Source organism: Thermoflexus sp., from assembly GCF_025055495.1.
Classification (GTDB): domain Bacteria; phylum Chloroflexota; class Anaerolineae; order Thermoflexales; family Thermoflexaceae; genus Thermoflexus.
Genome location: NZ_JANWXB010000256.1, coordinates 1 through 13,012, shown reverse-complemented (window position 1 = coordinate 13,012; position 13,012 = coordinate 1). Strand labels below are relative to the sequence as shown.

At 60.3% G+C, this 13,012-nt stretch carries 11 protein-coding genes; 5 read left to right on the top strand and 6 right to left on the bottom strand.

The features are described from left to right. Window positions 1-780, top strand: a 780-nt coding sequence (locus NZM16_RS08450) for a 1-acyl-sn-glycerol-3-phosphate acyltransferase (RefSeq protein ID WP_295479916.1), incomplete at its 5' end; no start/stop codon positions are given. A 367-nt stretch (window positions 781-1,147) separates the two neighbouring features. On the opposite strand, the gene NZM16_RS08445 is transcribed toward NZM16_RS08450, so the two are convergent. From NZM16_RS08445 to NZM16_RS08420, 6 genes are all read right to left on the bottom strand, one after another. Beyond that, window positions 1,148-2,665 (bottom strand): G5 domain-containing protein, encoded by a 1,518-nt coding sequence (locus NZM16_RS08445; protein ID WP_295452562.1) that lies wholly within the window; start codon window positions 2,663-2,665, stop codon window positions 1,148-1,150. Between the two features lie 381 nt (window positions 2,666-3,046). After that, the gene (locus NZM16_RS08440; RefSeq protein WP_295479914.1) at window positions 3,047-4,117 is read right to left on the bottom strand and encodes a hypothetical protein; all 1,071 of its coding nucleotides are present in this window, start codon (window positions 4,115-4,117) and stop codon (window positions 3,047-3,049) included. A 466-nt stretch (window positions 4,118-4,583) separates the two neighbouring features. Beyond that, on the bottom strand, window positions 4,584-5,726 hold the full coding sequence (locus NZM16_RS08435; RefSeq protein WP_295479912.1) for a TadE/TadG family type IV pilus assembly protein: 1,143 nt from the start codon (window positions 5,724-5,726) through the stop codon (window positions 4,584-4,586). Between the two features lie 187 nt (window positions 5,727-5,913). Next, window positions 5,914-7,413 carry a pilus assembly protein TadG-related protein gene (locus NZM16_RS08430; protein WP_295452555.1) on the bottom strand — a complete coding sequence of 500 codons (1,500 nt, stop codon included), beginning with the start codon at window positions 7,411-7,413 and terminating at the stop codon, window positions 5,914-5,916. A gap of 35 nt (window positions 7,414-7,448) precedes the next feature. Then, complete coding sequence (locus tag NZM16_RS08425) at window positions 7,449-8,027, bottom strand: TadE family protein (RefSeq protein WP_295452553.1); 579 nt, start codon at window positions 8,025-8,027, stop codon at window positions 7,449-7,451. A 655-nt stretch (window positions 8,028-8,682) separates the two neighbouring features. Continuing rightward, window positions 8,683-8,889: a hypothetical protein gene (locus NZM16_RS08420; RefSeq protein ID WP_295479910.1), complete on the bottom strand. Its 207-nt coding sequence runs from the start codon at window positions 8,887-8,889 to the stop codon at window positions 8,683-8,685. Between the two features lie 82 nt (window positions 8,890-8,971). Between NZM16_RS08420 and NZM16_RS08415 the strand changes: the two genes are divergently transcribed. The 4 genes from NZM16_RS08415 to NZM16_RS08400 all read left to right on the top strand — a co-directional run. Further along, window positions 8,972-9,106, top strand: coding sequence for a hypothetical protein (locus tag NZM16_RS08415; protein ID WP_295452548.1), 135 nt, complete (start codon window positions 8,972-8,974; stop codon window positions 9,104-9,106). A gap of 300 nt (window positions 9,107-9,406) precedes the next feature. Next, window positions 9,407-10,417, top strand: coding sequence for a Flp pilus assembly protein CpaB (gene cpaB / locus NZM16_RS08410; RefSeq protein ID WP_295452546.1), 1,011 nt, complete (start codon window positions 9,407-9,409; stop codon window positions 10,415-10,417). Between the two features lie 199 nt (window positions 10,418-10,616). Beyond that, window positions 10,617-11,825: a response regulator gene (locus tag NZM16_RS08405; RefSeq protein ID WP_295452543.1), complete on the top strand. Its 1,209-nt coding sequence runs from the start codon at window positions 10,617-10,619 to the stop codon at window positions 11,823-11,825. Window positions 11,826-11,923: 98 nt separating this feature from the next. Beyond that, a partial coding sequence (locus NZM16_RS08400) for a CpaF family protein (RefSeq protein ID WP_295479908.1) occupies window positions 11,924-13,012 on the top strand: 1,089 nt, incomplete at its 3' end.

The window sequence follows — 13,012 nt, the reverse complement described above, 5'->3', positions numbered from 1 at the left end:
GAGACAGGACGGGTATTTCAACGAGCCTCCCGCTGGGCGACCGCCACACGAGTCCATCGGCACTCGTGGCTGCGCCGCTTTCTGACCTTCCTGCTTCATCTCGCCTATCGGATCGTGCTGCGCCTGGAGGTGGTGGGGTTGGAGAACATCCCTCCCTCCGGACCCGTGATCCTGGCCATTAATCACATTAGCTTTCTGGACCCGGTCCTGGTGGTTAGCCTTCTGCGACGCAAAGTGCTCCCCATGGCCAAGGCCGAGGTCTTCCGCGATGTGGTCCTGGGCCCCTTGGTCAGCGCCTTCGATGCCTTCCCGGTCCGACGAGGAGAGATCGACCGTCGGGCCGTCCACACCGCCTTAGAGGTTCTTCGGATGGGTGGGGTTCTGCTCATCGCTCCCGAGGGAACGCGCAGCCCCACGGGCGCGCTGATCCGGGGGAAGGAAGGAGCTGTTTATCTGGCCTGGCGCACGGGAGCACCCATCGTGCCGGTAGGCGTCGATGGGACGGATCACTTCAAGTTCAACATCCGTCGGCTCCGGCGCACGCCCGTTCGGATAGTCTTTGGACCGCCTTTCCATGTGGAGATCCCGGAGGAACGAAGTCGGGAAGCCCTGCGGGAGGCCACCGATGAATTGATGGTCCAGATCGCCGCTCTGCTGCCTCCGGAGCGTCGAGGGGTTTATGCCGATTTCCCTCTCGCGACACCCCGTTACCTCCGCCCTCTCGGTCCGATCAAGGGCTTCGTTCTATCCTCGGTGGAACCCTCCACAATGGAGAGGTGAGCGTTCATTGTTCTATATGCTCACGCGGCCCGCGGTTCCTGGCGATCGCCATTCCCCCGTAGGGGCGAAAAATCTTTCGCCCCTACGGGGCCATCGGGCGAGCTCTCCTTCACCAATTTCGATCCCCTTCATCCTCGATGATCACCTAAAATTCCCCACTACCGATTTTTGATTTGGAAGTTTTCGGGGACGATGCGGAGGGCTAAAAGTTCCCCACACCCCCTGGAAGATTTTTTCTCCCCCCTCCCATCGCCCAGAGGGCGGTGGGGAGGGGGGAGAAAGGGGAAGGGGCCATGGCCTTTCAGGCCGGCTTCGGTTCTTCTGCCGCTTCGCGGCATTCGTGCTCTGATTCGCGAACGACCTCCTTTCACCGCCACGCCATTGCGGCGATGTCTCCCTGCGCGGTCAGCCGATAGACCTGGCCCGAAGGGATGGCGATATAGTAGAGATCGCCCTGGTAGCGGACCAGAAGGCCCTGACCATCGGGGGCCCAGCGCATGTCCGGCTGGCCGCCGAACCCGATTTCTCCCTCCGGCGGAAACAGCCGCCGTCGGTCACTGCCATCGTGATCCACCCAGTAGAGATCATAGCGCGAGGCATCCCCGGCCTCTGGCTGGTGGGCCTGGCCAAAGAACAATCCCTGGGGACTCCAGAGGATCCCTGCCCACAGCCCGACGTCTTCGATCAATGGGCGCGCCCATCCTTCGTCTACCGCCAGGATCCAGAGATCGAACCGGGTGGATTGCTCTGGAGGCTCTCCGGAACGGGGAGGACCATGGGCCAGCGCGGCGAGATATCGACCATCCGGAGACCAGGAGAGCGCGGGCACCCAGGCCCATGCGCTCCGGGTCTCGTAAACAGGGAAGGTCAGCAATGGAATGGCTTTCCGGCTTTCCAGATCCAGCACACCGATCCCATCGGTCCGTCCGAAGGCGAGGCGACGCCCATCTGGAGACCAGGCCCAAGTCATCCCCCACCACCCGTAAGGGCCACCGGCGGTCGGCGTGAGCACCCGCCGGGCTTCGATCCGTCCATCCGCCCATCGGCCGATCCAGAGGTCGTTGTGCGCCCGCCAGCCCGGCGGCCCCGGGCTGGGCTCCCCGGTGGCGAAGGCCACGCGATCCCCTTGAGGGGCCCATTCCAGCCAGAGCACGTTCTCCAGGCCTACCGGTTGCGGGCGGGGAGGATCCGCCCCGAGGGAAAGCCCCCATACGGTGTTCAGAAGGGATCGAGGGGCTGTCGAGGAAGCCCGGGAGAATAGGAGGAAGCGGCCATCTGGGGACAGCGTGAAGATCCGGCCATCCAGGTCGCCCAGGCTCGTCAGCCGCAGGATCCGGGAGGTTTCCCCAGCGATCTGCCATGCGTCCCGCCGGGCCAGGAAGACCAGGGTGCCGGAGATCGGCATAGAGACCACCTCGCCCAGCAGGCTGACGGCCACGATCTCCGGCACCGGATCCCGCACGCGCTCCCGCTGGATCTCCTGGCGTTCCATCGGCTGGCCGTCCGCCCAGGTGATCCGGATAGTCACGCGTTCGAGGCCGGGCTCGCCGCGGCGGATCAGACGGGTCTCCCCTGGGGCCAATCGCGCATCTTTCAGGATCTGGCGGGGAAAGGGGATCCGAACCTCCTGGATCTCCAATGTCTGGGTGATCCGGGTCACGGTGATCACCATCCCTGGGGCGATCCGGGCCGTCTCCGGCGGGGAAACCTGATCCAGATCCCCCAAGGAGATCCCGGCTTGCGTCAGCGCCTCCCGTACGGTAGCCGCGCGAAGGTAAACGGTGCGCCGCTGGCCGTCCGCCACAATCGTCACCGGCGCAGGCCTTGACAGACATCCGAAGAGGACGACGATGCTGATCACGACATGAAAGGGTGAACGCTTCATATCCGGGTGCTCCAACGCTCCGTCTACCTCGCTCGAATCCAGCCATCAGGCGATTGGTTTGTGGGCATGGTCATCCGCGGAGGAGGCGTTGCTCCATCCGCGAGCATATGGAGTTCTCGATTATCGCACCACGCCGTGGTGTGGGGAAGGGGATGGAGGGATAGGGGAATCCATCATTATTTTGGGAGAGGGATGAGCTTTTTTCTATCCCTAGGCGAAGAGAGAAGGGGCCGTTGTAAGACGAAACGTTTCCCTTGGGGGAAGCGCCATATGCACGCCACCGGTATCTGAGCCTCGCGGGGCGAAAGCTCTCTGGAGATCTACTTAAGGCGAACCTCACCACGGGACCTGCGGAGCCGCCCTTCTGCAACATCAGATCCCTTATGGGCTGTTCCGAAGCACTAGGGGAAGATAGACCGTTGGCGGGCAGATCCTAACTACATTATTCGCCTCATTCGACTCCCATACCCGACCGACTGTGGTTTCGTAGTAAGGGTCTACGTCCACATACAGGAAAAAGCATTTGCCCGCTTCCAGCCCGGTGGTTGCGGAGACAGGAAGCTGAGCCCCAGGGTCCATGGGGGGGAGCCAATCTCCCAGCGAACCTCTCATCCACGCAACCCAGCCCCTGCCGTCCAGCGGCCCAGCCGGGGGATCATCTGGCAAGCGCCGATAAAGGGCAGCCAGGAACCCGCCGATTCGTTCGGGAATTTTTACGGAGCCATTGTTACGGATTTCGGCCCGGATACGAACCTGTCCACCTTCAACCAGCTGGAGTGAAGGAGTCAGCCAGATCAAATCCGGGCGCGGATTCGCCGTGTCCTCCCGCAGATCACCGATTCGAAGCGCGTAGGTGATCCAGGCGCGGCTTTCCGAGGGGGGATGCATGCGGATCACCGGCCAGTAGGCCCCATCTGGGGTATAAATCGGGAATGGATCCGCAACATCCGGATATGCGGAGAATACCCGCGCGTAGGTGATTGTATATACGTTCGGGATTTTGACATAAGATCCAATCCCATATTCAAAGCCTGGGCCACCGATCACGCCGAAGGTGACTATGTACTCTGGGGAATCATAACGTGCGTAGACGGTAGTGGCCCAGGAGGCGAACAAGGTGTGGGTGAATTGCACCCCATAGAAGACAACTCCGGTTGTTTCAACAGTCCAGGTGATTTCTCCATCCATCGGCTCTGCCCAGGCCTGAACGCGTGTGATCAGATCCGGATATGTTAATCCCCCGAATCCCAAGCGCAGGCTTGACAGAGTCGGAGTCTGGATCACATTCTCTCGGGTGATCCACAGCTCACTAGCACCTGGAGGGGAGATGCCGATCACGATTGTCTGCCATCGAGTGTTCGACAGACTTTCCGTGCCAGCCAACCGGATTCGGGCGGCATTAGGCCGCGGCGTCGCCCATTCCGGCGGGGGCAGCGATTGGGCCAGCACCATTCCCCCTCTAATCAACAGGAGCCACAGGCTAGCGCCGAACAGAATAAGGCTCAATAAAATGAGCCTGTTTCCGGATTGCCGGCCGGATCTCATTTCTAACTCTCCGAGTAGATCTTGGAAGTATAGACATGCGGGGCTCTATTCCCGACAGGCAGGAGTGCCGGAATGGCGGTCCTTCCCTCGTCCCTTGGCTCATGGCCCAGAGGGCCTTGGGAAGAGGAGACCGGTTCATGTTATAAGCGGGCGAGGCCATCTTTGGTGACCTCGCCCGCTTATAAAGACCTGCAATCCAGTTCAGACAGCATTTTGTTCTCAAGATCCCGAATTCAGAACCAGTCAAAGGAATAGCCTATTGGGTTACCCGTTGGTCTTCAGCCACTGGGCTGCAGACAAGTTTGACAATCCGAATCCATCCACGGAGGGGCGGGGCTGCCCAAGGCAGCTCCCGTCTCCAAATTCTTCATCATCACCCATCGTATCCTCCAGGAGTCGGCGTCGCTGTTCGAGTGGGTGTAGGCGGGTTTGAGGTTGGGGTTCGAGTAGGCGTATGGGTAGGCGTCCGTGTAGGAGTCCATGTAGGCGTGATCGTCGGCGTGGGCGTCAGGGTAGGCGTTAGGGTCACCGTCGGCGTCCGCGTGGGCGTCTGCGTCGGCGTGGCGGTTGGGGTAGGCGTCGGCGTGCAGACCGAAGGAGGGCATAAAGTCGGCGTAGGCGTCCGCGTGGGCGTCAGGGTAGGCGTTAGGGTCACCGTCGGCGTCCGCGTGGGCGTCCGCGTCGGCGTGGCAGTTGGGGTGGGCGTCGGCGTGCAGATCGAAGGAGGGCATAAAGTTGGCGTCGGCGTCCGCGTGGGCGTCGGGGTAGGTGTTAGGGTCACCGTGGGCGTCCGCGTGGGCGTCCGCGTCGGCGTGGCGGTTGGGGTGGGGGTGGGCGTAAAAGTCGGCGTTGGAGTTGGAGTCGCCGTTGGGGATGGCGTCGGCGAGGGCGTCGGTGTAAAGGTGGGCGTAGGCAACGGAGTGGGCGTGGCTGTCGGAAGCTCACCCCCGACCACGGTGGGCGGCATGCCCAAGAGGCGAACAGTGCGGAATTCCTCATTAATGATGTCTCGGCGGGCGATCAGCGGGATGAAGGGTGTGATCTGCCGGAGGATTGGCGTGATCACCATGTGATTATGCCGGATGACCACAATCACCCGATCCCCTGGACCCCCTGCATCATTTGTCGGGCGGCATTCTAGCGTTACGGGGTCGAATTCAAACCCCTGACGGCTGCTGCAGATGGTGACCCCGTAAAACCCAGGGACGTTATCCCCAGAGCCGCCCGCCTGATTCCCGAAGGAAGTGATCAACAACCCAAACAGGATCTCTCGTGCGCGGGCTATGCCGGATTGAAGACGGGCTTGGGCCCGATCCCCGTCGGTCGCACAACCTGCGCTGCAGTAAGAAGGATCATACTGCCCAGTGCTGAGATATCTTGCAGCAGCGCGGGCGTTGTTTTCGATGGTAGCCCAGGCGTAGAAAACCCTGCCCAGCTCGATCACCATGAAAACAAGCATTAGGAATACTGGCAAGGCAATAGCGAATTCCAAAGTCCCTTGAGCGCGTTGCTTCATGGTATTTCTCCTTTCTATATCCCTTCCGAAAACCGACCAAAATCATGAAAGGGTCGTCCCCTGTATTGTTTCGTTTTAAGAAGTTGCGGAAACCACTATGGCGAAGAATTCTTGATGGCCCTATAAGCTCATCGCCTTGAGTTAACATAAAGAGTCAATGAATCGAGCGGAATGAATCTGTTCTCAATCAACGACTAATCCGAGTGAAAATACGCCGCGCGATCTCGCGGAAGATCATCTGGAGGGCATCAGCATCCGGTGCATAGAAGTAGTTGCTACAGCTCTCTCCCTGGGGCTTCCAAACCGCCCACGGATCAAACCAATCGTTGCCGCTCTGTAGACAGGCCTTTTGGTTATCTCCATCGGTATAGTCGGCCGCGTAGCGCATGAACTTCTCCCCCAAGTTCCGGTCGCGTCCTCCCCCGGGAAGCACATTCAGGTTATGCATCAGGTTCCCATATCCGATCGAGAAAATCACCACCTTCGCTTCCTTTAGCACATCTAACATGTCCAAAGCCGCATCCTCGGCGTCATACCGGCTGCTGTTGCTGAGATGTCGCTCTTCGAAATCCCCATCCTGGCAGAACGGGCGATAGCTGGGATCCCCCCAATACCAGGTGGGGTCTGAAGAGCCGGGAGGGGGATTGGAGTTGTACCGAGGGCACAGGCCTTCAGGGAACCCCTCGATGGGGTCTGTAGCGTTTGGGCTGGCGTCGCTCAACATCACCACTGCCCACAGGGCACCCTCTTCATCCCGACGGCCCTGAGTAGCCAGGATATTATAGGCCAGCCGGAGCGCCCCTGCCACATTGCTGCTGGGACAGGGACGGGGATCCACGCCTGTGCCGGGGATCTTTTGCATAACAGGCTGGCAGTTTTCCCCTGAGCAAAACATTCCCGCGCACACAGCCGTATCCCTGGAGAGAGATTGATCATACACCTGAATTCCTCGGATTGCATTTTGAACTGCGGTCAGATTATCTCCGTTAACCAAGTCCAGATGCAAATGGGCTCGACGATCGAAAGAGATCACTGCCACGCGATCATAGGGATAATACATCTGAGCGGTGAAATCCAGGGCGGCCTGACGAACCTGTCGCATCGGCATGCATTGATCTGTAAGATTGCAAAAGTGGGGCCGCTGGGGCCTGGGACAGGCTGGATTGGGATTGGGGCTGTTGGTTGGAATACAGACGATCGGGCTTGAAGAAGCGAGCACCATTGGCGTATCGTAGGCCATAGACTCAGAGCTGTCGATGATCAGCACCAGATCTACGGAAGCCGCCTCGCCCGTGGTGGAGGCCCTCAGGGAAACGTTGTTCCAGCCCAAAATTCGCATGAAGGTCATCGGCACTTCAACGGTGGTTTCGACCCTCACTAGTTTCCGGCGGGGGTTTGTGCAAAGCTCGCTAGCGTATGGGCCTGGATCATCGCATGTGTAAACCTGAACTAAAGCCACGTTGAAGCCCTGAGCGTTCAGAACATCCAACGCAGCTTGGCGAATGTGAGTCATGGTGCGGCCGATTCGGAATTGATTCGCTGCAGCCAGGGCGGCTCCGTCCAGCGCATGCTGTAGACGGTTGCGCGCCATGTAGAGTCGCGCTCCATCCAGCGCTAAGCCGGTGAAAGCCAGAAGCACGACCAGCATCAAAGCAAACAACACGACGATCTGGCCCGATCTTTGCATCGGATCCTCTCCTTCTAAGCCTCGGAATGATCGCCTCATCGCAGAGGATCTGCGGAGGGCAAAGGCATCCAAGCGATGGCATACATCGGGATCGGGTCGGGGAGGATCGACCTGAACAGTCCGAGTCGATGGAAATGTCGATAGTGAACCTCTACCACCAGGATTCCCTTGCTGGGACTGTGGCCCATTACGGCAGCGATGTAAGCGTTGCTTACTCGGGAAACCTGATTCCCGAATCGGGACCAGCCTGAAGGGTGATCTTTGGGAAGACGCCAGGCCAGCGCTCCGCTTTCGCGCACTCCGAACACTGAGATGATAATGTCATCACCTGCCGTGTTGACTAACCGGTAAGGGGCGAATGCTTGATCGAACCGTCGGGCAACCGGTTCATAAAATCCGCTCACATCTGTGCAAGTCACATCCGGCAACTCCGGATCCTGCCCGCCGCAGGGATCTCCATCGGCACCGAAACGGGCTGCCTCCCGGGCCGCATCCTGGAGGCTCATATAAGCCGCCAAGGCAAATCCCAGTTCTGCTAACCCACCGACCATGATCAACAGAACCGGCAACAGAATCGCCAGCTCTACGAGGCTTTGGCCTATGCGTCTTCTCATCAGTTCCCCCTGAAGACTCGCTACACGGATCTTTCAGGACTTGAAGAGCAGCCAATATTATAGGAGAAGTCTATCTCGATTATACGACTCTAACCCAAACTGTCAAGTCATTCATGCTTGGCCTCGGAAGGGTTCGTGGGATGTTGGGTGCCTTCAGCGCCCGTCACCGCATGAACTTGCTTTCCTCCTTTGTTCTATTCTTCCATGTCCTCTTTCAAGTGGCATGAAGAAGGGAAGGGGGGCTGCCACTCTGGTTAGACTTCTTCTAACTGAAGAGCGTGCGAATCTGTAGTCCACATCCCCAACCCGGATCCTGGGGATTGGGGCTTCGGAGATTAGCAGTCGGCTGCCGGTTTTGATCACCTTGCTTCTCGGCAAGACCCAGACTACACGACCGGAAAAGCTTATGCTATGATTGCCATAAACGTTCTTGAATCTTGCCTCAGAGCCCTGGCAAACTGGACGGGTCATCTTCAGATCGCTGTTCTCCATAGCGATTGAGGGGAGTCCCTCGGATCTGTCGGCGATGCGCTTGCGGGGTAGAATCTATTTCATGCGTAGAGGCAGATGTGATGATGGGCAGGATCCTTAAGGGTGGTTTAGGATGCGGGATAGGAGTTCTCTTGGCTCTAAGCTGGGCTGGCCGGGTGAATGCTCAATTCCCTACACCTGGCCCTACACCCACGCCGCTGCCCACGCCCACCGCGACGCCTGTGGAATCCCCCACACCCACCTCGACTTTCACGCTCACACCCAGCCCCACGGAAACGCCTACCGAAACCCCCGCTCCACCCGCCACTCCCACATCCACGCCGATGCCATCGGCGCCCACGCCTTCACCCCAGCCCCCCGAACCGCCCACTCTGACTCCGACGGTCTTTTCCATGCCCACGGCGACGCCGGGCGGTGGGGCCGCCCCGCCCCCTTTTGCTGGAGATCCCGGAGTGGGTGGAGGGAGCCCTCCGCTGGGCGTGACTAGGCGCCTGCCGGACACCGGATGGGGCCTGCTGGGGCCCGTAGTGGCGGGAGGCCTGGCCTTCCTGGCCTTTCTGATCGCCCACAGACGACGTTGGCGCTGAACAGGGGAATCCGTGGAAGCCCCTGGAGGATTCTCTAGAACATCCACCGGGGCATTCCTCCGAGCTGTCTCCCCTGATGGGACCAATGGTCTATCCAATGAACAGAGAACGGCATATAATGAATGTTAGTGAGCGCGAGTTGCGCTGGGGAGTCCTTTCTGCCCCCGTTCCACAACCGCTGGACCGTGGGAGTAGAGCGAGGATGGGGTTCCTCTATCTCATCTGACTGATTTCGAGCTGGCAACTCGTATAACCACGACATGTCCTTGTCGGCTTTAAGCTGGATCTGGAGGCGAAGGGATGCGTCGACGCAGAAATCCAACGTTGTTGCTGCTGATTGTCCTGATTCTGATTCTCATGGCTGCAGCTCTGTTGCTCTTGCCTCGTCTCGTTGCAGCTCCCGCACCGACGGCGACGCCCACGCCGCCCTTCCTGCAATCGATCGTGATCGCTGCGCAAAACATCCCCCGTGGGGCGGTGATCACCGCGTCCGATGTGGCGCTACGTGGGTGGCCGGTGGAGGTCCTCCCGGAGGGCGCATTCACAGATACCGGACAGGTCATCGGAAAGATCGCCCGGGTGGATATCCCCCGCCAGAAGCCGATCGTGCCAGAGGATCTGGCGGTAGCACCCGCGGAGGCGGCCCGCTGGGGTTCGGAAGCCGCGCTTTTTGTCCCTCCGGGCAAAGTCGCCTTCGCCTTCCCGGTGGATGAGGCGGCAGCAGTGGCCTTCAACCTCGCCCCAGGCGATAGGGTGGATGTGCTAGTAACGTTTTCCCTTATTCAGACCAAGCCGTTGGCGGACGGCGAGATCTTCTATCGGCCGCTGGATGAAGATCTGGCCCGTCGGTTGGTTGCCCTCGGTATAGATCCGCCGGCAGCCGCTCAGGTTGCCCTGGTGGATCCCAATCAGCGGGTGGTCCATCGGGTGAGCCAGCTGGTGTTGCAGAACGTGGAGGTGCTAGCAGTGGGCTCCTTCGAGGCCCCTCAGCGGCCGCAGCCGACCCCGGTGGCCACTCCTGCCCCTGGACCCACGCCGACGCCCGCCCCACGGCCGCGCCAGCAGTTCATCGTTCTGTTGGTGAGCCAGCAGGATGCGCTGGTGTTGCAATGGCTTCGCGAATCCGGCGCCGTGGTCGATTTTGCATTGCGAAATCCTACGGATAACCAAATTGTGCAGACCAACCCGGTTACCCTGAACGCTCTGGTAGAGCGTATGGGCATCTCCATTCCGCCTGCTGACAATTTCGATCTAGCACCCGATGTGGGGCCGGGTTGTCCAGATCAATTCGCTCGAGAGCCATGTCGATAGCCATCGATCGTGGGAATGTGCCCTTCGGATCAGGGCCGTGCCGGATGGAACCGTATTGCGAAGCGGCGCAGATGAGGAGCACAATAAGGTGGTGATCGGTTTCTTTTTCAGCCCTCCGGTAGTTCGCTCTCTGGTTTGCACGCATGCGGGGTGTGAGCCGTCTTTCTTCATGTTATTTTGAGGATCTGATGGAGGGAGCATGGCGGATCAACGGATTCGGGTTCTGATCATCGACGATGTCCCAGAGACCCGGGAGAACCTCAAGAAGCTCTTGATGTTTGAGCACGATGTGGAGGTGGTAGGCGTCGCTGCCAATGCTGAGGAGGGAATCCGGCTGGCCCGCAACCTGCAACCCGATGTGGTTTTACTGGACATCAACCTCCCGGGGATGAGCGGGATCTCAGCTGTGGAACAAATCATGGAGGCTGCGCCCCTCGCCCAGGTGGTGATGATGTCCGTCCAGAGCGACGCAGACTACCTGCGGCGGGCGATGTTGGCCGGGGCCCGGGATTTCCTCCCCAAACCCTTCTCGGCGGACGAGCTGGTCGCCACCGTTCGCCGGGTGCATCGGATGCGCCGGCCGCCGCCGGTGCTGCCCTCACCAGGGCCGATGGGGCCCGGGGTGGGGCGCGGCGGACCCCAGGGGAAAGTGGTGGCGGTCTACAGCCCAAAGGGAGGGGTGGGAACCACCCTGATCGCGGTGAACCTGGCCGTGGCCCTGCAAAAGCCGGAGCGCCGCGTGGCCCTGATCGACGCTTCCCTGCCCTTCGGAGACGTTGGGGTGTTCCTCAACCTACAAGGACCCCGGAACATCGCGGACCTGGCTCGGATGGACGAGATGGATCCGGAGGCGTTCACCCTTTCCCTGCTCTCCCATGCCTCCGGGTTGAAGGTGCTCCTGGCCCCGCCCCGGCCGGAGCTGGCCGAGTATGTGACCGCCGAGGCGATGAAGCGTATCCTGACCATGGCGCGGACCCTATTCGACGTTGTGGTGGTCGACACCACAACTCAGCCCACAGACACCACGCTGTTGATCCTGGACGAGGCAGAGCAGATCGTGCTGGTGGTCACGCCCGATGTGCCGACGATCAAGAATGCCCGCCTGTTTTTCGATGTGATCACCCAGCTCAACTACCCGCCGCAGAAGACGTTGATGATCCTGAACAAGATGGATCGCCGCTTCGGCATCACCGCTGAGATGGTCGAGCAGGCCCTCAAGCATCCAGTGGGCGCTCAGATCCCATGGGATGAGGTCACCGTGCTGAACTCCATCAACAAGGGAAGCCCGCTGGTCGCCCAGCGGTCCAAGCCCATCGCTCAGGCGATGCTCCAGCTGGCCGGGCGGGTTGAGGAGTTGCTGTTCGCTCCCCAGGAGGTCGAGGAGGTCCGAAAGCGAAGTGGCCGTTGAGGGTTGGGAAAGGTTTCCTCACGACCTTTTGGGCCGTGAGCGAAGAATACTCTGGAGCACCCCATGGATAAGATGGAACCTGTGAAGGAGGTGGAAGGATGTCCCTCTTAAGGCGGATTCAGGGCAACCAGCCCTCCCCCTCGCCTGCTCCGAACCCTGAGCCTGCACGCACCCCGCCGGCTCCGGAGCCTCCATCCACGCCTCCTCGTCGTCCGCTTCCCACGACGGGGGGGATGCGGGATGCTTACGTGGACCTCAAGAACCGCATCCAGTCGAAACTTCTCTCGGAACTGGAGCCCACCCTGGATTTCTCCCGCACGGATGAGCTGCGGGCGATGATCGAGGAGAAATTCGATGCCGTGCTGATGGAAGACCACGTTGTCCTCAGTCGTCTGGAGCGGCAACGACTCTTCGAACAGATCGTCGCCGAGATCCTGGGTTTTGGCCCACTAGAGCCGTTGCTGAAGGACGACACCATCACGGAGATCATGGTCAACGGCCCGAAGAAGGTCTACGTTGAGCGCCGTGGGAAGATCGAACGGACAAACGTGGTCTTCGAGGACGATGAGCACCTGATGCGCATCATTGAGCGCATCGTCGCCCCGCTGGGCCGGCGGGTGGATGAGAGCATGCCCTACGTGGACGCCCGGCTGCCGGATGGCTCGCGCGTGAACATCGTGATCCCGCCCATCTCCCTCATTGGCCCGGTGGTAACCATCCGGAAGTTCTATCGCACCCCCCTGACGGTGGATGACCTGATCCGCCTGGGCTCGGCCACGCCCGAGGTGATGGAGTTCCTCAAAGCCTGCGTCCAGGCGAAGATCAACATCGTGGTCTCCGGCGGGACCGGTTCCGGGAAGACGACGCTGCTCAACATCCTCTCCGGCTTCATCCCAGAGGGGGAACGGATCATCACCATTGAGAACGCGGCGGAGCTGCAGCTGCGTCAGGAACACGTGGTGACCCTAGAGACCCGCCCGCCGAACATCGAGGGGAAAGGCGAGATCACGATGCGGGACCTGGTGATCAACGCCTTGCGGATGCGCCCGGATCGGATCATCGTCGGCGAGTGCCGCGGTGGGGAGGCCTTCGACATGCTCCAGGCGATGAATACCGGCCATGAGGGATCGATGACCACCATCCATGCGAATACACCAAGGGATGCACTAGCCCGCCTGGAGAACATG

Excerpts from the sequence above, each read along its gene's own strand:
- NZM16_RS08440 (WP_295479914.1), bottom strand. The coding sequence starts at position 4,117 with ATGGTGCTGGCCCAATCGCTGCCCCCGCCGGAATGGGCGACGCCGCGG.
- NZM16_RS08445 (WP_295452562.1), bottom strand. The coding sequence starts at position 2,665 with ATGAAGCGTTCACCCTTTCATGTCGTGATCAGCATCGTCGTCCTCTTC.
- NZM16_RS08425 (WP_295452553.1), bottom strand. The coding sequence starts at position 8,027 with ATGAGAAGACGCATAGGCCAAAGCCTCGTAGAGCTGGCGATTCTGTTG.
- NZM16_RS08435 (WP_295479912.1), bottom strand. The coding sequence starts at position 5,726 with ATGAAGCAACGCGCTCAAGGGACTTTGGAATTCGCTATTGCCTTGCCA.
- NZM16_RS08405 (WP_295452543.1), top strand. The coding sequence starts at position 10,617 with ATGGCGGATCAACGGATTCGGGTTCTGATCATCGACGATGTCCCAGAG.
- NZM16_RS08430 (WP_295452555.1), bottom strand. The coding sequence starts at position 7,413 with ATGCAAAGATCGGGCCAGATCGTCGTGTTGTTTGCTTTGATGCTGGTC.
- cpaB (WP_295452546.1), top strand. The coding sequence starts at position 9,407 with ATGCGTCGACGCAGAAATCCAACGTTGTTGCTGCTGATTGTCCTGATT.